Here is a 22,154-nt window from a genome sequence, read left to right on the forward strand (position 1 = left end):
TCCCACCGCCATCGCAGCCTTCGGCAGCTCCTACACATGCAGGTGATTCAAAAAGCAATGACCACCAAACACCCACAAACGTCCGAACACCCTCTACAGCGCTTCTTCACATCCCGAAGGGCCCGGCCGACTTTTGAATGGGAGCGTCATCAGCACCGCGATGTGCTGCTGATCAATCATCCTTTGTGCCAGGCCGCTTTCAGTCGTCAGGGGGCGCAACTGCTGCATTTCCAGCCCACGGGGCAGAAGCCCTGGCTCTGGTGCGCATCTCGCTGGCCGCAAGTGGGCGCGATCCGCGGCGGAGTGCCGGTGTGTTGGCCCTGGCATGGGCGGCACCCGAATGAACCTGGCTGGCCTGCGCATGGCTGGGGTCGATTGCTGGACTGGAAGCTGATCGACAGCCACGAAAGCGAGTCCGGCGTCAGCCTGCACTGGCGATTGCAATTGTGTGACTGGCAGGCTGACTTATATGCCGAACTGGGGGAGGGCATGGAGTTGCGACTCAGCACCTGTCACGAGGACAGCGAGCCTTGCCAGTTTGGCCACGCTTTACATGCTTACTGGCGCATCAGTGATGTAGAAGACATTGCGTTGCAAGGGCTGGAAGGCGCGCAGGGCTACGATCAACTGAATCGACGGGTCTGTCGGCAGGAAGGCGAGCTACGCGTCGCTGGCGGCTGTCAGCGGGTGTTCGAACACACCGGCTCGCTGCAACTGGAAGATCAAACCTGGCAGCGTCGTTTGGGCATCAACAGTTGCGACAACGCCAGCACCGTCGTCTGGCATCCGGGTAACAGGCCGCTGCTGGGCGTGGCTGGCGATGAAGCATCCGGATTTGTCTGCGTCGAAGCGGCGTCAGGTAACGATGAAAGCCTGAGCCTGGCACCGGGTGAGCAGGTCGAGCTGAGCTTGCAGGCGTGTTTGCTGCATTGATGGCTAAGTTGAACTCATTTTTCTGTAGGAGCTGCCGAAGGCTGCGAAGCATTTATCCTGACACACCGCGATCGCAGCCTTCGGCAGCTCCTACAGAAAGCTTTAAGCGCTACCCCTGATCCTCAACCGGATACCGGCTGTCATTCAAGCTCTCCTTGATCTTGCGCAGGTGTGGCTGGAAGTCCACGCCGCGGCGTAGGGTCATGCCGGTAGCCAGCACATCGAGCACGGTGAGCTGGATGATCCGCGAGGTCATCGGCATGTAGATATCGGTGTCCTCCGGCAGCGGGATATTCAGGCTCACCGTACTGGCCTGTGCCAAGGGGGAGCCGGCTGCGGTCAGACCCAGCACCGACGCGCCATTGGCCCGTGCGATGCGCGCCACTTCCACCAGCTCCCGCGTACGGCCTGTATAGGAAATGATCACGAACAACTCACCGGTGTGTGCCACCGAGGCAATCATGCGCTGCATCAGCACATCGGCGTGGGCGGTCACCGCCAGATTGAAACGGAAGAACTTGTGCTGGGCGTCCAGCGCCACAGGGGCCGAAGCACCCAGCCCGAAGAAGTGGATCTGCCGCGCCTGAATCAACATGTCCACAGACTTGCTGATCAGCGCCGGGTCCAGTTGCTGAACGGCGCTGTCCAGCGAAGCAATCGCGCTGCCGAAAATCTTTTTGGTATAGGCCTCGGGATCATCGTCGGCTTCTACTGCACGACTGACGTACGCCGCACCACTGGCCAGACTTTGCGCCAACTGTAATTTGAGTTCTGGATAACCGCTGACAGCAAAGGAGCGGCAGAAGCGATTGACGGTCGGCTCGCTGACTTTTGCAGCCTGGGCCAATGCCGCGATACTGAACCGAGTTGCTTGTTGTGGGTTAAGAAGAATCGCTTCAGCTACCTTGCGCTCAGCTTTGTTGAGCTCTTCGAGGCGGCTCTGGATCTGCTCCAGAAGATTTCTTGAGTGGTCCATTCAAAGTCCTAATCAGGCAGATTTGCTCAGGTTTTTTTGAGGGCAGGCACATAGGCCCTTTAGCCTGTAGCAAAGGTGGCCTATCGTACTCAGGGCCTGTGTTGATCACCACTGGAATATGCTTCTAGATGGAATGTTGTGGTTATTACTACATATGGCCTTGAGTAACGCCTTTAAAAAAGGTATTTGTAGCTTAACTTGATAAAAGAACCAACATTATGCTCTCGATTACGGTTGAACCGTGCACTTTTGCCTTGTTTGGCGCCCTGGGCGACCTGGCAGTGCGCAAGCTGTTCCCGGCGCTTTATCAGCTCGACCGCGCTGGATTGCTGCATGCCGACACGCGAATTCTCGCATTGGCGCGTGAGGCTGGCGACGAACAGCAGCATTTGGCACACATCGAAGAATCGTTGCGCCGCTTCGTTCCCGAAGCACAACTTGAAACAGAACACGTTGAGCGTTTTCAGGCGCGCTTGAGTTACCTGCACGTCGACTTTCTCAAGGCCGAGGATTACGTCGCGCTGGCCGAGCGGGTGGGCGATGCCGAAACCCTGATCGCTTACTTCGCCACACCTGCTTCGGTGTATGGCGCGATTTGTGAAAACCTGGCGTCGGTCAACCTGACCGACCGCACCCGCGCCGTACTGGAAAAGCCCATCGGTCATGACCTTGCTTCCTCGCGTCGGGTCAACGACGCCGTGGCGCAGTTCCTGCCGGAAAGCCGCGTCTACCGCATCGACCACTATCTGGGCAAAGACACCGTTCAGAACCTGATTGCCCTGCGATTTGCCAACAGCCTGTTTGAAACCCAGTGGAACCAGAACCACATTTCCCACGTGGAAATCACCGTTGCGGAGAAGGTGGGTATCGAAGGCCGTTGGGGGTATTTCGATCAGGCCGGGCAACTGCGCGACATGATCCAGAACCACTTGCTGCAATTGCTGTGTCTGATCGCCATGGACCCGCCGAGTGACCTGTCCGCCGACAGTATTCGTGACGAGAAGGTCAAGGTGCTCAAGGCTCTCGCACCGTTCACGCCGGAGCGCCTGGCCACTCAGGTGGTTCGTGGTCAATACACCGCCGGTTACAGCGAAGGCAAAGCCGTGCCGGGTTATCTGGAAGAAGAGAACTCCAACACCCAGAGCGATACCGAGACCTTCGTCGCCCTGCGTGCCGATATTCGTAACTGGCGCTGGTCAGGTACACCGTTCTATCTGCGTACCGGCAAACGTATGCCGCAGAAGCTGTCGCAGATCGTGATCCATTTCAAAGAGCCGCCGCACTACATCTTCGCCCCCGAGCAACGCATGCAGATCAGCAACCGTCTGATCATTCGCCTGCAGCCGGACGAAGGTATTTCCTTGCAGGTCATGACCAAGGATCAAGGCCTGGACAAGGGCATGCAGCTGCGCAGCGGCCCGTTGCAATTGAATTTTTCCGACACTTACCGCAGCGCACGCGTCCCTGATGCCTATGAGCGTTTGCTGCTGGAAGTCATGCGCGGCAATCAGAACCTGTTTGTTCGCAAAGATGAAATTGAGTACGCCTGGCAGTGGTGCGATCAGTTGATCGCCGGTTGGAAAAAGGCGGGCGATGCGCCCAAGCCTTATGCCGCCGGATCGTGGGGGCCCATGAGCTCCATCGCCCTGATTACTCGTGATGGGAGATCGTGGTATGGCGATATGTGAACTTGAATTCCCGCAAGGCCTTGTGGCTCGGGATTTTGACAGTCCGCAGCAGTTGGCCGAGACACTGGCTGCCAACGTAGCTGAACAGCTCAACGCTGCAATCAACGCCAAGGGCGTGGCGACGCTGGTTGTCTCCGGTGGGCGTAGCCCGGTGGCGTTCTTCCAGAGCCTGGCGCAACAGCCGCTGGACTGGTCGAAAGTGGTCATCAGCCTGGCTGATGAACGCTGGGTGCCCGTTGAGCACGCCGACAGCAATGCCGGCCTGCTGCAGCGTTTCCTGTTGCAAGGTCCGGCGGCCAAAGCGCGTTTCTTCGGTTTGTACACCGTCGCGCCGAGCCTCGAAGAAGCCGCCGTAGCGGCTGATCAGGCGCTGGCCGAGCTGCCGCCGATCGATGTGCTGATTCTGGGCATGGGTGATGACGGACACACCGCCTCGCTGTTCCCGAACAGCCCGAACCTGAACGAAGCGCTGCAGTTGGACAGTACACGCCGCTGCCTGCCAATGCTGGCGCCTGCTGTTCCCCATCAACGCTTGACCATGACCCGTCAACTGCTGGCTTCGGCGCGCCTGCCGATTCTGTCGGTTTCCGGTCAGGCCAAACTCGACACCCTGCGGGCCGCATTGGCAGGCGATGATCTCGCTGAAATGCCAATTCGAGCCTTCCTTGACTCTTCACTTGAGATTTACTGGTGCCCATAACAAAAGGATCCGCCGCCATGAACACCGTCGATACCACTCAGCCGCTGAACAGCATGGCGAACAAGATCAAGCAGATTGACGAACTCTGCGCCAAGGCGAAAATCTTGCCGGTCATCACCATCCTGCGTGACGAGGACGTCCTGCCGCTGGCAGACGCCTTGGCCGCCGGAGGCATGACGGCGCTGGAAGTCACCTTGCGCTCGGCTTTTGGCCTGAGCGCAATCCGGATTCTTCGTGAGCAGCGCCCTGAGCTTTGCGTTGGCGCTGGCACTATTCTCGACCGGCACATGCTGGCCGACGCCGAGGCAGCCGGTTCGCAGTTCATTGTCACGCCAGGCAGCACGCAGGACTTGCTGCAAGCCGCGCTCGACAGCCCGCTGCCGCTGTTGCCCGGCATCAGCAGTGCGTCGGAGATCATGATTGGTTATGCGATGGGCTATCGCCGCTTCAAGCTGTTCCCGGCTGAAATCAGCGGCGGTGTCGCAGCGATCAAAGCCCTTGGCGGTCCCTTCAATGAAGTGCGTTTCTGCCCAACCGGCGGCGTCAACGCCGACAACCTCAAGAGCTACATGGCGCAGTCTAACGTCATGTGCGTCGGCGGTACGTGGATGATCGACAACGCCTGGGTCAAGAATGGCGACTGGGGCCGTATCCAGGAAGCCACCGCGCAGGCGATGGCGTTGTTCGATTAACACCAGACCTACCAGTCCATAGGACCGGCTTTAGCCGGGAGGACGTCAGTGCATTCGCTGATTTTGTTTCGTCAGAAATGCCGCCCTCCCGGCTGAAGCCGGTCCTACGAATCGATCGGCACTATCGGCCGAGCTTATGCAACGCCTCCACCAACACCCCCATATCCGCTGCCGAGGTACTGAACCCCGGCGTAATCCGGATACACGGCCCGCACGCTGCGCCTTCCCGGGCGACGGTGAAAAGGTTGTAGTCCTCCAGCAAGCGCTCAACCATCTTCTGCTGATCTGCCTGATGGGTGAAGCGCAGCGCGGTGATCCCGCAATACAGCCGCGGATCGTCCGGAGTCAGAATCTCGATATGCTCCAGCGCTCTTGAAGGCTTGACCCACAGGTCGCGCATGTAATTCAGACGTGCGCCTTTGCTGGCTGAGCCACCCATCGCCGCATGTTCTACGAACACCTTGGGCAAGGTCATCCAGGCCGGAATATTCGGTGTTCCGTAGGGCACCAGCGACAGAATGTCGTCGCTGGCATAGCGTGTGTCGCCCATGTCCGGGTCGATAGCAGAAATCCTGTCCCGTGCCACGTAGATAAAACCCAGGCTCAACGGCGCGCCAATCCATTTCTGCAGGTTGTAGCCAGCGAATGCTACGCCCAGCTCGTCGAGTTTGAAGTCCAGTTGGCCCAGGGCGTGGGCACCGTCAAGGATGACATCCACGCCGTGCTCTTTCGCCAGACCGGCAATGGCCTGGACCGGCATCACTAGCCCTGTGCGGTGGGTGACATGCGTCAGCGCCATCAGCTTGAGCCGGGGGTACTGCTCGAAAGCTTGCTGATAGCTGTTCAACAGGTCTTCGTAGGTAGCGGGATGGACGTGGGAAATCTCGATGACTTCGACACCACGACTTTTGGCCAGCCAGCGCATGGCGGACTGCACGCTGATGTAGTCCAGATCACAGATCAGCACCTGATCGCCAGGTTGCAACTGGTTGTAATTGCGGATCAGCGACTGTAACGATTCCGACGCGCAGCGGGTGATGGCAATTTCTTGCGCGCTGACCTGAAGCAGTTGCGCCAGTTGGCCGTGGATCATGGCGCTGTCGTGGGTATCGAATTGACGGCGCACATACACCGAGTTGCTACGGTTCACGTAATCGATATTACGACGATAGTCTTCCATGACTTCACGCGTCATGCGCCCGAAGTAGCCGTTCTCCAGATTGATCGGCCCTGGCTCAACGTCGTAACGCCCGGCGATGGCCTGCCAGAACTGTTCATCCCTTGCCTGTTGCTGGAGCATTGCATCCTCTCTTGTCAAAACCACCTAACCATCTCTATGCATTGCTGACGAACTATGGAAGCGGTGCTTGGTGATGCGTAATCCCGTAGGACCGGCTTTAGCCGGGAGGGCGTCGGCAACATTTGCCAAACCTTGTTCGCCAGAAATACCGCTCTCCCGGCTAAAGCCGGTCCTACGGAGTTGCAGGCGACCAAAGAATCTCCCACGTGATCCGACTGCCAGTCAGTCCAGCTTCTTCCGCGGTCGCGTACGCAGCGGATCAAGCAGCTCCGACAGGCCGTTGTGGTCAATCTCCTGCATCAACGCCAACAGGCTGCCCAGCTCCCCCTTGGGGAAGCCTTCCCGCGCAAACCAGTTCAGGTATTGGCCCGGCAAGTCGGCCAGCAGGCGGCCTTTGTATTTGCCAAACGGCATTTCGCGGGTGACCAGCAGCAAAAGTTTTTCCGGATCCATGAGCTTCGCGTTACCTGATTTCAAAACACCCTGACGATACGTGCATTCTGCATGCAGGCCAAAGGACAGTTCATGCAGAAATCACGACTCGTCTGTATGGTGTTTAATATAAGTCATTGATTTTAAAGGATTAGGTTTATTCAAAAAGCTGGCATGCCCCCTGCAATTACCTAAGCATGCAAATCATTTTGTATAAACCTGCCCATAAGGAACTTGAAAATGACTGACATCAATAAAGAATCGATCTCCCTTCTGAACGACCTGATCGAAACCAGCAAAGATGGCGAAAAGGGTTTTCAGACCAGCGCAGAAGATATCAAAAACCCTGCAATCAAGGCTTACTTCCTGAGCCGTTCTGCAGAAATCAAAACTTCGGTCGCTGAGCTGCAGGCTGAAGTACGTTCACTGGGCGGCGATCCAGAAACTTCTTCCAGCGTTAGCGGCACCCTGCACCGTGCATGGGTTGACCTGAAGTCGGTACTGACCGGTAAAGACGACAAAGCAATCCTGGAAGAAGTAGAGCGCGGCGAAGACGTAGCGCTGAAGGCTTACAAAGAAGCCCGTCAGAAAGCGGTTGAGAAGAACCTGCCAGCTTCTGTTACCTCGTTGATCGACAAGCAACTGGTTGGCGTACAAGCTAACCACGATAAAGTCCGTGACCTGCGTAATGCTGCTCGTGCCGAGAAAGCTGCACACTAAGACTTGATTGTCTGAAAAAACGCCAGCCAGCCTGGCGTTTTTTTATGGCTTTAATTCAGCGATAGGTGTGGCCAGACGCGCACCTGTGGGAGCGAATTTATTCGCGAAGCGGCCAATGTTAACGCAGGCTAATTAACTGGCTGAGCCCTGCCTTCTGGCTAAACATCCCCCTCGAAACTAAGCCGGCTCAACCCGATTACGCCCGTTGCTCTTGGCAACATACAGCGCCTTGTCGGCAGTGCTGAACAGCGTATCAACAGGGGCGCCAGCATTCGCCTCTGTACAGGCGATACCAATGCTGACGGTAATTGGCTGGTTATCCCCCGCATAGGGTGCAATATCCTGCACGGCTTGCCTGATGATCTCTGCGATGGCTCTGGCACCCTCCATATCGGTTTCACCCAGCACCACAACAAACTCTTCGCCGCCGTACCGGGCCACAAAATCACCTGGCCTTCTGATGTTGCTGGCGATGGTCGTTGCCACATTGCGTAGCGCCTCATCCCCGCCATGATGGCCGTGGCGATCATTGAAGGCTTTGAAGTGATCCACATCGATCACCAGCAGTGAAACGGGTTTGCCTGAACGGATGCTGCGCATCCATTCGCTTTTAATTACTTCATCGAGCCGACGTCGATTGGCCAGCCCGGTCAGCGCATCGGTGGACGCACGGGTTCTGAGTTCGGCTTCAGCCTGATGCCGCAGGCCTAATTCACGGCGCAGCAGCAGGCTCAGCCACAAAATACCTAAACACAATACGGTGGTAGCGATGCCGACCAGCAGCACATTGCGGTGCCAGAGGGCGTAGACCTCTTTTACAGACTGGCCTACCACCACAATCAACGGCAAATCACCGACATGGGAAAACGTATACAGGCGCTCTTTGCCGTCGATGGATGACGTCCCGGAAAAACTGCCATTACCTTCCTCAATAATCCGTTTGAAGTTCGGGCTGCTGGCAAAGCTGGTGGCGATGAGGTCCCTGCCGGGAATTTCCGGTTGGCGAGCGAGCAAAGCGCCGTCGGTATTGAGTAGCGTGACATTGCTGTCCGGACCAATGTCCAGCGTGCGAAACAACTGCTTGAAATACACCAGACGCATGGCCGCACTGGCGATGCCTTGAAACGAGCCATCCTCGCCGGATATTCGCCGACTGAAGGTGATGCACCAGTCCTTGAAACCTCCGCGCGACTTGAAAGGCGCACCGACTTTCATCTCCAGTGATGGGTTACGCATGTGCTCCTGAAAGTGCGCGCGATCGGCAAGATTGAAAGGGCGGGGCTGCAGTGATGTGGAGTCGGCAAGAATACGACCGTTCTTGTCCAGTAGCAGCAGGTCGCCTTTGTAGCGTGCCGCAGTGGAGCGATCAAACAGAACCAGATGACGCAGATTCGGCGCAATATTGTGCAGTTCGGGCATCTGCCACGCGCTGATCATGCCTTGCAGCGAGGTGTCGTAGAGCTCGGCATTACGCAATACATCGGCATCAATCAGACTCACGATATTGGAAGACGCCCGCGATGCCGCTTGATTGGCATCCTTTCGTTCGCGGATCAATAACGAGATAACAATGATCGCAATGGCGGCGATTGCCAGCACACTGCCGCATACCAGGAAAATTTCTGGTCGAGTCCATTTTTTATACGGTGCCTGCATGGCGTGTTGAACAATCATTGCGCGGGATAAACTCGGTAAATGATTAACGCTTCCCCAACGCTTTGTTTTTAAAGAGTTAAAGAATTTTTATGCATTTGAAGTCAATAGCGACCCGTTATTTATAACCCATGTGGGACGCGTTGAAACAGAAGTGATTTATTGTGCTTGTGAATGCGTTTTATTTGCTGAGCCGTCTTACTGTCTCAGTGACGCGGTGTTGTCATGCATGTAAGGGCGGGCTTCTTGTTGGAGGTTCGATAGTGGCCAGCAAGCTGATGTCCGACGTGGGACCGGCTTCAGCCGGGAAAGCTGCATTCCTGCCAACGCACATTTGCCAGTTGTACTGGTCTCTTCCCGGCTGAAGCCGGTCCCACGTCTTGAGGTCCGCAACCAACCGTGATGCATCACAACGGCAAATTGATCCCGAAGGTATTGATACCCTCGCGGCTATGCACGAACACGTTGCCGCCATGCATCAGCGCAATGGCTTTGACAATGGCCAGCCCCAGGCCATGGTTGGCGCCGCTGTTGGCGCGGGAGGCGTCCACCCGGTAAAAGCGTTCGAACAGCTTGGGCAGGTGTTCGCTGGCGATCTGCGTGCCGGGGTTGGCGACGCTCACACTGACGTGATCGGTCTGCTCGGCAATGTCCACGCGAATCGTTCGCCCAGCCTCAGTGTGTTGCACGGCATTGTGCAGCAAGTTGATCAGGGCCCGACGCAAGTGCGCCTTTTCCATGGGCACACGGGCATCACCGTGGACTTCGACCTGTACCTGCGCATCCTCAAGAATGAAGTCCAGATAATCCAGCGTGGTCGCCACTTCCTGAGCCAGAGAGGCGCAAGTCAGCTCCGTTACCTTGCTGCCCTGATCGGCACTGGCGAGGAAGAGCATGTCGTTGATGATCGAGCGCAGTCGTTCCAGTTCTTCCAGATTCGATTGCAGCACCTCGAAGTAGTGTTCCGCCGAACGCCCTCGGGTCAAGGCAACCTGGGTCTGACCTATGAGGTTGGTCAGGGGCGAGCGCAGTTCATGGGCGACATCCGCATTGAAGGATTCGAGCCGCGCATAGGCCTGCTCGACTCGCTCGAGTGTCGAGTTGAACGAGGTCACAAACTGGTTCAGTTCCGGTGGCAGCGGCGTCATCTGCAGGCGTCCGGAGAGTCTGGGAGGTGTGAGTTTTTGCGCCTCCAGGGAAAGACTGGTCAACGGCCGCAACCCGATACGCGCGACCCAATAGCCCAGCACTGACGCCAGCAGGATGCCGAGCGCCGCGAAGCCGATCAGGGCGATCATCAGCGAGTGCTGGGTTTGCAGGAATGTTTCGGTATCGACGGCAATCAGGAAACGTAGCGGCGGGCGTTGTTCCTTGTCCTCGAACTGGCTGACCAGCACTTTGAACGGATATTCATGCCCTGCAATCTGCAGGTCACGCATGCCCAAGGGGCCATTGGCGAAACGACGAATGTGGGCATCCGGGTTGCCGAACTCATAGACCGGATTGTCGCTGACCACCCAGAACCGCAGACGCTTGTCTTCTTCGCTGAGCAGCTTGAGTTTGCTTTTGATACGGCCCCAGTGTTCGACATCGCTGTGGCGATTGACCGCGGATTCCAGCACGCTGTAGCGCGCCTCTGCCTCCGCTTCCGGCAGCAGCGCCATGCTTTTATCAACCTGCAGATATAACGCCCAGCCGATCAGGGTAAAAACCAGCAACGCCACCAGCGCGAACAAACCGCTCAGGCGCAGGGCGATGGAGTCAGTCTTCACTGCGGCGCTCCGACGCGACTTTCAAGCACGTAGCCCATGCCGCGAATGGTGTGCAGTAATTTCTGTTCGAAGGGGCCGTCGAGTTTGGCGCGTAGTCGTTTGATCGCGACTTCGACGACGTTGGCGTCGCTGTCGAAATTGATGTCCCAGACCATCTCGGCGATGGACGTCTTGGAGAGAATTTCCCCTTGGCGGCGCGCCAGCACGCTGAGCAGCGAGAACTCCTTGGCCGTCAGGTCCAGACGCAGCCCGGCGCGGGTTGCCTTGCGGCTGATCAGGTCAATCCACAGATCGGCAATGCTGATTTGCATGGGCTCATGACCGCTGCTGCGTCGCGTCAGCGCTTGCAGGCGAGCGACCAGTTCAAGGAACGAGAACGGCTTGCCCAGGTAGTCATCGGCGCCTTCACGCAAGCCTCGGATACGGTCATCCACTTGCTCACGGGCGGTGAGCATGATCACGGGCGTCTGTTTGCGGGCCCGCAAGGTGCGCAACACGCCAAAACCATCCAGACCGGGAAGCATCACGTCGAGAATGATCACGTCGTAATCGCTTTCCAGCGCCAGGTGCAGGCCCTCGATACCGTCGCGGGCGAGGTCCACGGTAAAGCCTTGCTCGGTCAGGCCGCGACGCAGGTAATCGGCGGTCTTCTCTTCGTCTTCGATGATCAGGACACGCATGGGGCAGGGTCTCTTGGTGCAAAAAAAATACACAGTTTTTGAGCTGGAATACATTCCTGTGGGAGCGGTGCTTGCCCGCGATAAGGCTGGACGCGGTTCACTTTAGATCGCGGTGTTCTTATCGCGAGCAAGCTCTGCTCCCACAGGTTGAGATCCTTTTGGCTTATGAAACACCCGCTCCAGCTGCAGATAGATCACCGGCGTCGTAAACAGCGTCAGCATCTGGCTGACCAGCAACCCGCCGACCACCGCAATCCCCAGCGGTTGGCGCAGTTCGGCGCCGACACCATAACCGAGCATCAAGGGCAGGGCGCCAAGCAATGCCGCCAGGGTCGTCATGATGATGGGACGGAAACGCGTCAGGCAGGCTTCGTGAATCGCGTCCAGTGGGCTCATGCCGCGATCACGTTGCGCCTCCAGGGCGAAGTCCACCAGCAAAATACCGTTCTTCTTGACGATACCGATCAGCAGGACCACACCAATCAGGGCCATGATCGAAAAGTCCTGCCCCATCAACCACAGCAGTAACAGCGCTCCGATACCTGCCGAGGGCAGGGTGGAAATGATCGTCAGCGGGTGGACAAAGCTTTCATAAAGCACACCCAAAATGATGTAAACCGCCACCAGCGCCGCGAGAATCAGCCAAGGCTGGTTGGCCAGCGAACTCTGAAAAGCCTGGGCTGCGCCCTGGAAGTTACCGATGATCGACGCCGGCATGCCGATTTCGTTTTTGGCCTGATCGAGCATGCGCACCGCATCGCCCAATGCTACGCCTGGCGACAGATTGAACGACAGGTTGGCGGCGGGAAACATGCCGTCATGGGCGATGGACAACGGCCCCATGGTCGGAGCGCCCACTTTAGCCAGCGCCGACAGGGGGACCATTTCGTTGGTCAGTGGCGAGCGCAGATAGAAATACGCCAGGCTTTCGGCCTTGCCGCGCTGTTTGGCGTCCAGCTCCAGAATCACTTTGTACTGGTTGATTTCGGTCTGGAATTCGCTGATCTGCCGCTGGCCGAACGCGTCGTACAGGGCCTGATCGACATCATTGGTGGTCAGCCCGAAGCGCGCTGCAGCACTGCGGTCAATATTGATATGAGTGACGCTACCGCCCAGCTGCAAGTCGTTCGACAAGTCACGGAATGCCGGGTTGGTGCGCAGTTTTTCCGTCAGGCGCTGGGTCCAGGTATTGAGCAGCGGACCGTCGTTGCTCTTGAGTACATATTGATACTGACTGCGACTCGGGCCGGGGCTCAGGTTGATGTCTTGTCCGGCGCGCAGGTACAGAACGATGCCGGGAATCTTCGCCAGCTTCGGACGTATCCGGTCAATGAACTCACTCACCGAAACGTCGCGCTCACCCCGGGGTTTGAGCGATATCCAGAATCGCCCGTTGGCGATGGTCTGGTTGCTGCCGCTGACGCCCACCGAATGGGAGAACGCCTGGACTGCAGGGTCGGCACCAACGATTTTTGCCAGTTGCAGGTGTTTTTCCACCATGTCGGGGTAGGAGATATCGGCCGCAGCCTCGCTGGTGCCAAGGGCGAACGCCGTGTCCTGCACAGGGAAAAACCCTTTCGGGATCAGGACGTAGCCAACGCCTGCCAGCACAAATGTCAGTCCGAAAACCCCGAGCATGATCCGTTGATGGGCCAGGGCCTTGTTCAATCCTCGCTCATAAAGTGCCAGCAGGCGTTCGCTGAAACCAGGCTTTGCATGCGGATCATGTTTCGGCGCGCGCATGAACAGCGCCGCCAGCGTGGGTGCCAGCGTCAGTGAAACGACCACCGAAATCAGAATGGTGGCGGTGGCGGTGAGTGCAAACTCCTTGAACAGCCGCCCGACCACGCCGCCCATGAACAGCAACGGAATAAACGCCGCCACCAGGGAGAAGCTGATAGACACCACTGTGAAGCCGATTTCCCCGGAACCCTTGATCGCCGCTTCGCGCATGCCGTCACCGGCTTCAAGGTGTCGATGGATGTTCTCCACCACAACAATGGCGTCGTCCACCACGAACCCGACTGCCACCACAATGGCCACCAGCGTCAGGTTGTTCAGGCTGAAACCAAACACGTACATCATCGCGAAGCTGGCGACCAGCGAGACGCCCAGCACAGCGCTGACAATCAGCGTTGCCGACAGCTGGCGCAGGAAAAGCGCCATGACCGCGACCACCAGCAGGATCGCGATCACCAACGTCATTTCCACCTCGTGAAGCGAGGCACGAATGGTTCGCGTCCGGTCATTGAGCACCGAGACGTCGACCGAGGCCGGAAGCATTTCCAGCAGACGAGGCATCTCGCGCTGAATGCGGTCCACGGTTTCAACGATATTGGCACCGGGCTGGCGGAAGATCGTCACGTTGACGCCTTGCTGATCACCCGACCAGGCCTGCACGTACGCGTTTTCCGAACCGTTGATGACCCGCGCCACGTCCTTCAGATGAACAGGGGCGCCGTCCTTGTAGGAAACGATCAGTTGTGCGTAATCCTGGGGCCGAAACAGCTGATCGTTGGAGGCGATGGTGGACACGCTGTCCTTGCCGTACAACGCGCCTTTGGCGAGGTTGAGACTGGTCTGTTGCACCGCGACGCGGATATCGGCAAGGGTCAGGCCCAGTGCGGCGAGCTTCTCTGGAGCCGCTTGCACGCGAATCGCGGGTCGCTGCTGGCCGGTGATGAACACCTGCCCGACGCCGTCAATCTGGCTCAGTTGCCGCGCCAACAATGACTCCGTCACGTCGCTCAGTTCGGTAGGCGGCATCAGATTGGAGCTGACGCTGAGAATCAGCACCGGGCTGTCCGCCGGGTTGACCTTGCGCCAGGTCGGCAGGTTGGGCATATCGGCTGGAAGGCGGCCTGCCGCGGTATTGATCGCGGCCTGAACTTCCTGCGCGGCGGTGTCGATGCTTTTGTTGAGGGTAAATTGCAGGGTCAGGTTGGTGGAGCCCAAGGCGCTGCTGGAGGTCATTTGCGTCATGCCAGGGATGGCACTGAATTGCACCTCCAGCGGCGTCGCGACTGATGAGGCCATGGTTTCCGGGCTGGCGCCGGGTAATTGCGCGGTGACCTGAATCGTCGGGAACTCGGCCTCAGGCAGCGGCGCGACAGGCAGGCGCGGGAACGCAATCGCCCCCAGCAGAACCATGGCAAACGTCAGTAATAACGTGGCGACCGGATGGTCTACGCACCAGGCTGAAATCGATCCGCGGCCCTTCATCGTGTGCCGTCCAGCTCTGCCGTCTGGCTAGTCTCTGTCGTGTTACGCAGCACTTCGATTTTCGATCCTGCCTTGAGTCGTGACTGACCGTCACTGACCAGCACGTCGCCAGCCTTGGGACCGGAGATCAGCATCAGGCTGCTGTCCTGATACAGCACCTGCACCGGAACCACCTCGACCTTGTCGCCATTGACCCGGAACGCGAAGTGCTGATCGATGCCGCGTTGCACCACCTGCGGCGGCACTCGCAAGGCATCGCGGTCGATGGCGGTCTGGATTTTTACCGTGACCAGTTGCCCTGGCCATAACAGCTGTTTCGGATTATTGAATTCGGCTTTGGCGCGAATGGTTCCGGTAGTGGCCGAGACCTGGTTATCAATCAGGGTCAGCTTGCCGTCGCCCAGCAGCGTGCCGTTGTCGCCATCACCGAGGAAAGCTTTTACCCCCGCAGGCGTATTTGAGGCGATCAAGCCTTGCAGCGTCGGCAGCATTTGTTGCGGCAGTGAGAACTCCACCGAAACGGGATCAATCTGGGTGACCGAAAACAAGCCCTGAGCGTCGCTGACGCGCAGGAAGTTGCCTTCATCGACATTGCGAATCCCGACCCTGCCGGTCACCGGCGAGCGAATCTGGGTGTACGACAGCTGCACTTGAGCGGCGTTGATCGCAGCCTCGTTGCCCATGGCAGTGGCTTTGAGCTGATGAACCGTGGCTTGCTGCTGATCAAAGGTCTGTTTCGAGATGCCATTGTCTTCACTGAGCAGCCGGTAGCGCTTCAGATCGACCTGAGCCATGTCCAGCTGTGCTTTGCTTTGCGCCAGTTGCGCCCTGGCTTGCTCCAGCGAGGCGCGAATGGCCCGGTCGTCAATCGTCGCCAGCAAATCTCCGGTTTTGACCGTTTGCCCTTCCTTGACCAGCACTTTGGTGAGGATGCCATCCACTTGCGGGCGAATGATCACGCTGTGCAAAGACAGCACTGAACCAATACCCGTTACGAAACGGGGCACATCCTCCTCGGTCACTTTGACGACTTTGACCGGCACTGCCGTCGGTGCGCTGACTTTAGCCGCCGCCGGACGAGTCAGGGTCCAGCTGGATACACCGATCAAGCCCACGATGACAGCAACGGCAAGGACGGTTCTGGTCTGTTTACGCATTCGAGAGACGCCGGAAAGTCGGAAGAAGGAAGGTCATGGTGGATGGCGCTTCTCTTATAGCCGGTCAACCCGGTCAGCAGGGTGACGGCCACCTGTCAGAATTGTCAGCAAGAAAGGCGCAGCGCTCACGAACGTTATCAAGAAACCTGGGCCCGAGACGATATCTATAGAAAGGAATTCGCGGAAAATCCTCCTGCTTGTTCCCTTTGGTTTTTTTTGCGTTGATCAAAACGTACTAAGTCGGAGCAAGCCCATGAAACGCAGCGTCTCAAGCAAGAACCGTTGGTTCGAAGTCATTCATGAGGCGCGCAAGGTGGCCTCCCTTCTGATTGTGGGTTCTTTATGCCTGACTGCGTTTGCCGCGTCGGCCGCTGACGGGCGGCTGAGTTTCAGCGGGTATATCACCAATGCCAGCTGCGCAGTGCTACCGACGAGCTCGGCAGGAGGGGTCAACACTCAACGGGTCAACGTTTCGGGACACATGTCCATCGTGGTTGATACGGCGCAAAACGCCTGTACCGCATCGGTGATCCCGTTCTCGACGCAGTATCAGGCGCTGCCAGTATCATTATCGAAGAGCAACCCATCGGGTGCCGGGGTTCTGACCCTGACTTATCAATAGGCTCTGTCTGGGTGGCCACCGCATGGCGCTGCTTCGCGTCAAAAGCAGAACCTGTAGAAGCTGCCGAAGGCTGCGATCGCGGTACACCAGGAGAAATGCTTCGCGGTCTTCGGCAGCGCCTACAGAAAATGCGTTTCAAACAGTATTTTGTTGTTCGATGAGCGCGCACGAGCACCGCGAGGTCGCGATTACTGTGCTCGTGAGCTCAGCTCATAGGTTTACAGCACGAACGCTTGGCTCTTTTGCCAGAGTCCATCCGCTAACCTGTTACTCAATCGAGTGAGCGACAAGCCTGGTTTCAAATAAAGTTGAGGGTTGTAGTACTACCGTCAACTTTATGTGAACTATTGCCTGACCTTTTTTATCGGGTATTATCGCAACGCCATGGTTTATACGGGCTGCAAAAGAGTTGCGGTTATTCCTACGGAAAGTTCCTGCAAGTTCTGAGGCTTAATCCATCTGATTAAAGTAATAAAGCCGACATCGATACCAGAGATCGAACCTTATAGTGCGTGGCGTCCGATTCAGGGCATACACGAAATAACACAAGGAATGTCGTTAATATGAAAAATATCACTCTCGCGCTCGCCATTAGTGGCGCCTTTGCTTTGGGTCTGACTAACACGGCCAATGCTGCTAACAATGGCGTGCTGAAGTTTTCCGGCACTCTGACCAATATTTCCTGCAGCGTTGCGCCAGGCGCAGGCACCGGTCCTGGTACCCAGCCTGGGGATATTGCGGTTGATCTGGGCAACGTTTCGTTCTCTGAAATTGGCACCTCTGGCCAAAACAAACTCGAGACCGCGACGCCTATTCAGCTCTTGGTCAACTGCACAGCAGGTGCCGAACAATACAATCTGGTGAAGATGCGCTTTAAGGCCGGGATGGGCCACGGCACAGATGACAATGACAGCAAGTTGCTTCGCGTAACCGGCTCGGCGGGTGGTGTTGCCATCGGTGTGCTTAACGCTTCGAATCAGCTCATGGATCTGTCCGGAACTGGAACCATAGACAAACCACTGATCAAGGACAGCGCTGGTGGCGCCACTGCTGAGCTCAACCTGGCCGGGGTTTACATGCTCAATGGCACCGAAACCCGGCCTGGTACCGCCATGGGCGACCTGCCATTTACGCTGGATTACGAGTAATACGCCGTATGGAGCGAGCACTGCTCGCTCCATCTCGGGTTACATACTCCATCGAACATTGAAGGGTATGGACGTTCGCAGGGCCGGCTTAAGCCGCGCGCGGTTTGAGCCCGGCCCTGCGAACCGTGTCTAGTCAAGACACTGTGGGATTTCATACCGAGTAAAAGGCGAGCGCCAGCATGTTTCTGTTTCTTTACCGTCGTATGGCCCTGTTGGCTAAAACGGCTTTGTGGTTATTGCTGGTCTGCGCCCAGGCGCAGGCCAGCATTGTAATAAACACCACGCGTATCATTTATTCCGCTTCAGACAAGGAGGTCAGTTTCGGCGTACATAACGCCGGGGCTAAGGAAATCCTCGTGCAAAGTTGGCTGGAGCCAAACGCCGAATATACCGACCCGAATAATCTACCGTTTGTGATAACCCCTGCGATTGCCCGCCTGGCCAGTGATAGCAGGCAACTGGTGCGGATTATTTATGCGGGCACGGACATGCCGCAGGATCGCGAGTCAGTCCTCTGGCTCAACGTTCAGGAAGTTCCTCAGGTGGCCGCGCAAAACACATTGCAGATCGCCATTCGGCAACGCATGAAACTGTTCTTCCGACCCAAAGGGCTGGTGGGTGATGTCGCCAAAGCGCCAGAGCAGCTGCGCTGGAAGCTGGCGGCAGATAATACATTGCACGTTGAGAATCCGGGGCCGTTTCACGTTTCAATGGTCATGATTACCGCACAGCGTGCTGGCAGCAAGTTGCTGAGCCAGGACAGCCAGATGATAGCCCCCAGGCAGCAACTTCAACTGCCGTTGAGTGCGACAGGCGATGGATCCACGTTGAACTTCATTAGCATCAATGATTTTGGTGGTCAGGTTGCATACCGCGCCGCACTGAAAGCAGGCGAGATTACACAGGCCGTCAAGGTGGAACCTCAATAGCGGTGAGGTAGTTTTTCGTCACTTCGTTACTTACCCAATTTCAAGCCGCGTCACGCGCAATGGCTCAGTAGTGGTGTGTCTGCCTGAAAGGGATTCGGGCATGGCTCAGAACTTCCAGATCGAGTGGAAACAGCTAATGGAATGGCTTTACAAAAACATTGGGGAATCAACTCCGGGATCCATCCTGCGGTTGGCAAAAGGGTTCCAACTCAAGTCGGCAACCGCCGGTATGGTTCTGGTCGTCATGCATGTATTTACAGCACAAGGCTGGGCGCTCGAAAGTACGCCGGTTGCCCCGGTAAAGTTCAACACCGCATTCATTCAGGGCAGCGATCAGCCTCCAGAACTCACTGAATTCCTGCAGGCCAATACGCTGTTGCCGGGTACGTATCGGGTGGACATTTACGTCAACCGCGCACTGAGCGGTCGCCGCGATATCGTTTTTGCCAGCAACCCGTCATCTGGCCGTATCGAACCCTGTCTGACGCTGGAGATGCTTCAGGCTTTCGGGCTTGATCTCGATCGCTTGTCCGTTGTGTCGACAGCGCAAAGTACACAGGCATGTTTTGATTTGCCCGCACATGTCGAGTTCGCCCGCGTTGAGTATCAACCCAACACGTTGCGCCTCAATATCAGCGTGCCACAAGCGGTCATGCAACGCAGCGCCAGGGGTTATGTACCACCGGAGTTGTGGGATGGAGGCGAGTCCGTCGGCTTTGCCAGTTACTCATTCAATGTTGTTCGACGCAGCAATCAGCGGGAGAAGACTGACCAGTATTACCTGGGGCTGCGCAATGGCCTCAACCTGGGCGCATGGCGACTAAGGAACGAGTCCTCATTGGTTTATGGCGACGATCAGTCTTATCGCTTCAGTAGTAACCGGACTTATCTGCAACGGGATCTGAGCACACTGCGCAGTCAACTGATCGTCGGCGAGACATTCACCGATTCACAAATCTTCGACAGTGTGCGTTTTCTGGGTGTAGGAGTGAGTTCCGACGACGCCATGCTGCCCGACAGTGAGCGTAATTATGCGCCAGTGATTCGCGGCACCGCCGAAACCAACGCGTCGGTGGAGGTTCGTCAGAATGGCTTTTTGCTCTACAGCGGGAACGTTTCACCGGGGCCGTTCGAAATCAACGACATCTACCCGAGCGGTTCCAATGGTGATCTGCAAGTCACCATCATTGAAGCTGACGGTCGTCGGCGTTCTTTCACTCAAGCCTATGCTTCGCTGCCGATCATGGTGCCCGAGGGTGCATTTCGTTACAGCCTTGCGGCAGGGCAGGTCGACAGCGGCAGTGATGACGCAGCGACTCCGGCGTTTACCAGTCTCGGCCTGATATACGGTGCGTCCGAACGCATCACGAGCTTTGGCGGTTTGCAATGGGCTGAGGACTATCAGGCAACCAATGTCGGCGCCGGCCTCAATACCGGGTACGGCGCACTGTCCGCCGACCTGACCCACTCTATCAGTGAAGCCCGTGATCAGAGTCAAACCGGGCAGAGTGTTCGCCTGCGATACGCCAATACCCTGAATGCCACCGACACTACCTTCGCAGTGGCGGGTTACCGGTATTCGACCGAACGTTACCTGTCTCTCAATGAACATGTGGAATCGGCACGCACGCGGTTCCGTCGGGCAATGATTGGCCGTCCCAAAGACCGCATGGAGCTGACCGTTACGCAGACCTTGCCGGAGCATTTCGGCAGCCTCAGTCTGACCGCCTCAGAACAGCGTTACTGGAGCCTTGGCAGCAAGACTCGACAGTTTTACCTGGCATATAACGCTGCCTGGCGGTCGCTCAGCTACAGCCTGTCGCTGGAAAACAATCGCCAATTTGGTCGTGACGGACAGGCTGAAAATGACAACCGGCTTGCAGTCAGTCTGACTTTGCCACTGGGTGAAAACTCCAGTTCGTCGCGCTTGTCCTTCAACGGCGTACGAGACAGCACGGGCGAATACAATGCTCAGGCCGGCCTCAGTGGTCAGGTGCTCGATCAGCGTCACGCGTTCTATTCGGTGCAGGCCGGGCACGACAGCAGTTCCGGAAGTTTTGGCTCAGGAAAACTCAATACTACTCAGCCCTATGGCCGCTTCGAGGCAGGCTATAGCCAGGGCCGTGATTACGATGCTTTGAGCCTGGGGGCTTCTGGCTCCGTGCTGGTTCATGGCGGCGGCATAAACCTTGGGCAGTCACTGGGGGAAACCTTTGCGCTGGTAGAGGTGCCGAAGGTCGGCGGTGCCAGACTGACCAGTTTCAGTAATGTCGAAACCGCTGCCAATGGATACGCCGTGCTGCCGTACGCGCAGCCCTATCGAAGCAACTGGGTCAGCCTGGATACGCGTCAACTCGGCGCGGACGTTGAACTGGATAACGCGGTCAACCAGATTGTGCCGCGTCGTGGCGCGATGCCGGTGGTGCGCTTCAAGGCTTCAACCGGGCGTCGCGTACAGTTTGAGCTGGTTCAGGCCGACGGCAGCAAAATCCCCTTGGGTGCGAGTGTCGAAGACCTCAACGGCAAGGCCCTGGCGGTGGTTGACCCGACAAGTCGGGCGCTAGTCCTTAGCGAGCAGGACCGCGGCGAGTTGCGGGTGAGGTGGGCCACTCAAAGCTGTCGTGCACCGTTCGCCCTGCCAGCCCGGGATCCGTTGCGTGCCTACGAACGCATTCGGGTGATCTGCCAATGACAAAGCTCATCTATCTGGGCCTCGCCGCCTTGTTGTGGAGTTTTAATCTGCAGGCTGCCGTGTCGCTGAGCGGGACTCGCCTGGTCTTTGATGGCCGCTTCCCCGAAGCGAGTCTCGAAGTCGCCAATCGCAGTGATCGTGAAGTGTTGATTCAGGCCTGGTTGAGTGATCCGGCCAGTATCGACGGCCATCTTGAAGAGTCCACTGCCGAGCTTCCATTCGTGCTTAGCCCGCAATTGGCTCATCTGGAAGCTCGCGGCAAGCAGACGCTCAGGGTTTTGTATCAGGGCCAGGGCATGCCCCTCAACGAGGAGTCCTTGCTGCACCTGTATGTGCTGGAAATACCGCGGCGCGCTGAATTCACTAACGCGTTGAGCATTGCCATCCGCCAGCGCATCAACCTGTTCTATCGTCCTGCCGGGCTTACCGAAGATCCTGCCGCAACCGCCTACCGTCTGCGCTGGACCCTGGCTTCCACCTCGTTACGGGTGAGTAATCCGACTGCTTACCATGCCGCTTTACAGGATGTGCGGCTGGGCGGGGTGGCTGCCAGCGATTACCTGCTGCTGGCGCCAGGTGCCAGCCATGAAATGTCTGTTCCTGCGGCAAGCGGGATCCGGAGCCTGTCGTTCAAGGCGCTGAACGATTATGGCGGCGCGGATGTTTATTGCGCGGCGGGCAAGAGCGACGGCTTTGATAACACTGAACACCGGCAAAAGGACTGCTGAATGATGAATACCTGTTTCCAGACTGCGCGCAATTTTCTGAGCTCAAGCGCTTTTCCTTTAGAAGTGCGCTCTCATCAAACAAGATTACGACTATCTGATTTGGAATACGT

General features: G+C 57.3%; 18 protein-coding genes. 10 read left to right on the plus strand and 8 right to left on the minus strand.

What is annotated here, in order from left to right; translation table 11 throughout:
* Positions 1–57: 57 nt before the first annotated feature.
* Complete coding sequence (locus tag H8S59_RS18740) at positions 58–933, plus strand: D-hexose-6-phosphate mutarotase (protein WP_187522397.1); 876 nt, start codon at positions 58–60, stop codon at positions 931–933.
* A 109-nt stretch (positions 934–1,042) separates the two neighbouring features.
* Here H8S59_RS18740 and H8S59_RS18745 read toward each other — a convergent pair whose 3' ends face one another.
* Positions 1,043–1,909, minus strand: a complete 867-nt coding sequence (locus H8S59_RS18745) for a MurR/RpiR family transcriptional regulator (protein ID WP_027901054.1) — start codon at positions 1,907–1,909, stop codon at positions 1,043–1,045.
* A gap of 218 nt (positions 1,910–2,127) precedes the next feature.
* Here H8S59_RS18745 and zwf point away from each other — a divergent pair, with 218 nt between their 5' ends.
* The 3 genes from zwf to H8S59_RS18760 are packed head-to-tail and all read left to right on the plus strand — an operon-like array spanning position 2,128 to position 4,989.
* Positions 2,128–3,597 (plus strand): glucose-6-phosphate dehydrogenase, encoded by a 1,470-nt coding sequence (zwf, locus tag H8S59_RS18750; protein WP_095094193.1) that lies wholly within the window; start codon positions 2,128–2,130, stop codon positions 3,595–3,597.
* Positions 3,584–4,297 (plus strand): 6-phosphogluconolactonase, encoded by a 714-nt coding sequence (pgl, locus tag H8S59_RS18755; protein WP_095094194.1) that lies wholly within the window; start codon positions 3,584–3,586, stop codon positions 4,295–4,297. The genes zwf and pgl overlap by 14 nt, the downstream gene beginning before the upstream one ends.
* A 17-nt stretch (positions 4,298–4,314) precedes the next feature.
* The gene (locus H8S59_RS18760; protein ID WP_187522398.1) at positions 4,315–4,989 is read left to right on the plus strand and encodes a bifunctional 4-hydroxy-2-oxoglutarate aldolase/2-dehydro-3-deoxy-phosphogluconate aldolase; all 675 of its coding nucleotides are present in this window, start codon (positions 4,315–4,317) and stop codon (positions 4,987–4,989) included.
* 121 nt (positions 4,990–5,110) lie between these two features.
* On the opposite strand, the gene H8S59_RS18765 is transcribed toward H8S59_RS18760, so the two are convergent.
* Entirely contained in the window at positions 5,111–6,289 is a 1,179-nt protein-coding gene (locus H8S59_RS18765; RefSeq protein WP_187522399.1) for an aminotransferase class V-fold PLP-dependent enzyme, read from the minus strand.
* Positions 6,290–6,511: 222 nt separating this feature from the next.
* Positions 6,512–6,742: a DUF3820 family protein gene (locus tag H8S59_RS18770; RefSeq protein WP_187522400.1), complete on the minus strand. Its 231-nt coding sequence runs from the start codon at positions 6,740–6,742 to the stop codon at positions 6,512–6,514.
* A gap of 219 nt (positions 6,743–6,961) precedes the next feature.
* On the opposite strand from H8S59_RS18770, the gene H8S59_RS18775 reads away from it, so the two are divergent.
* The gene (locus tag H8S59_RS18775; protein ID WP_027901048.1) at positions 6,962–7,441 is read left to right on the plus strand and encodes a PA2169 family four-helix-bundle protein; all 480 of its coding nucleotides are present in this window, start codon (positions 6,962–6,964) and stop codon (positions 7,439–7,441) included.
* Between the two features lie 177 nt (positions 7,442–7,618).
* Here the strand turns inward: H8S59_RS18775 and H8S59_RS18780 are convergent, their stop codons facing one another.
* From H8S59_RS18780 to H8S59_RS18800, 5 genes are all read right to left on the minus strand, one after another.
* Entirely contained in the window at positions 7,619–9,115 is a 1,497-nt protein-coding gene (locus H8S59_RS18780) for a sensor domain-containing diguanylate cyclase (RefSeq protein WP_187522401.1), read from the minus strand.
* A gap of 386 nt (positions 9,116–9,501) precedes the next feature.
* Positions 9,502–10,866 carry a heavy metal sensor histidine kinase gene (locus tag H8S59_RS18785; RefSeq protein ID WP_187522402.1) on the minus strand — a complete coding sequence of 455 codons (1,365 nt, stop codon included), beginning with the start codon at positions 10,864–10,866 and terminating at the stop codon, positions 9,502–9,504.
* Positions 10,863–11,546, minus strand: a complete 684-nt coding sequence (locus tag H8S59_RS18790; RefSeq protein ID WP_187522403.1) for a heavy metal response regulator transcription factor — start codon at positions 11,544–11,546, stop codon at positions 10,863–10,865. The genes H8S59_RS18785 and H8S59_RS18790 overlap by 4 nt, the downstream gene beginning before the upstream one ends.
* Positions 11,547–11,648: 102 nt before the next feature.
* Entirely contained in the window at positions 11,649–14,768 is a 3,120-nt protein-coding gene (locus H8S59_RS18795) for a multidrug efflux RND transporter permease subunit (RefSeq protein ID WP_187522404.1), read from the minus strand.
* Positions 14,765–15,925 carry an efflux RND transporter periplasmic adaptor subunit gene (locus H8S59_RS18800; protein ID WP_187522405.1) on the minus strand — a complete coding sequence of 387 codons (1,161 nt, stop codon included), beginning with the start codon at positions 15,923–15,925 and terminating at the stop codon, positions 14,765–14,767. The genes H8S59_RS18795 and H8S59_RS18800 overlap by 4 nt, the downstream gene beginning before the upstream one ends.
* Before the next feature lie 253 nt (positions 15,926–16,178).
* On the opposite strand from H8S59_RS18800, the gene H8S59_RS18805 reads away from it, so the two are divergent.
* The 5 genes from H8S59_RS18805 (at position 16,179) to H8S59_RS18825 (ending at position 22,044) form a co-directional block, all read left to right on the plus strand.
* Positions 16,179–16,547: a type 1 fimbrial protein gene (locus tag H8S59_RS18805; protein ID WP_187522406.1), complete on the plus strand. Its 369-nt coding sequence runs from the start codon at positions 16,179–16,181 to the stop codon at positions 16,545–16,547.
* 563 nt (positions 16,548–17,110) lie between these two features.
* Positions 17,111–17,695 (plus strand): fimbrial protein, encoded by a 585-nt coding sequence (locus H8S59_RS18810; RefSeq protein WP_095094203.1) that lies wholly within the window; start codon positions 17,111–17,113, stop codon positions 17,693–17,695.
* Positions 17,696–17,898: 203 nt separating this feature from the next.
* The gene (locus tag H8S59_RS18815; protein WP_246475448.1) at positions 17,899–18,624 is read left to right on the plus strand and encodes a fimbrial biogenesis chaperone; all 726 of its coding nucleotides are present in this window, start codon (positions 17,899–17,901) and stop codon (positions 18,622–18,624) included.
* A gap of 244 nt (positions 18,625–18,868) precedes the next feature.
* A complete protein-coding gene (locus H8S59_RS18820) occupies positions 18,869–21,316 on the plus strand; it encodes a fimbria/pilus outer membrane usher protein (protein WP_246475449.1) in 2,448 nt (815 codons plus the stop codon).
* Positions 21,313–22,044: a fimbrial biogenesis chaperone gene (locus H8S59_RS18825; RefSeq protein WP_187522408.1), complete on the plus strand. Its 732-nt coding sequence runs from the start codon at positions 21,313–21,315 to the stop codon at positions 22,042–22,044. Before H8S59_RS18820 ends, H8S59_RS18825 begins: the two co-directional genes overlap by 4 nt.
* Positions 22,045–22,154: the final 110 nt, after the last annotated feature.

This window comes from Pseudomonas folii, assembly GCF_014357575.1.
Lineage (GTDB): Bacteria > Pseudomonadota > Gammaproteobacteria > Pseudomonadales > Pseudomonadaceae > Aquipseudomonas > Aquipseudomonas folii.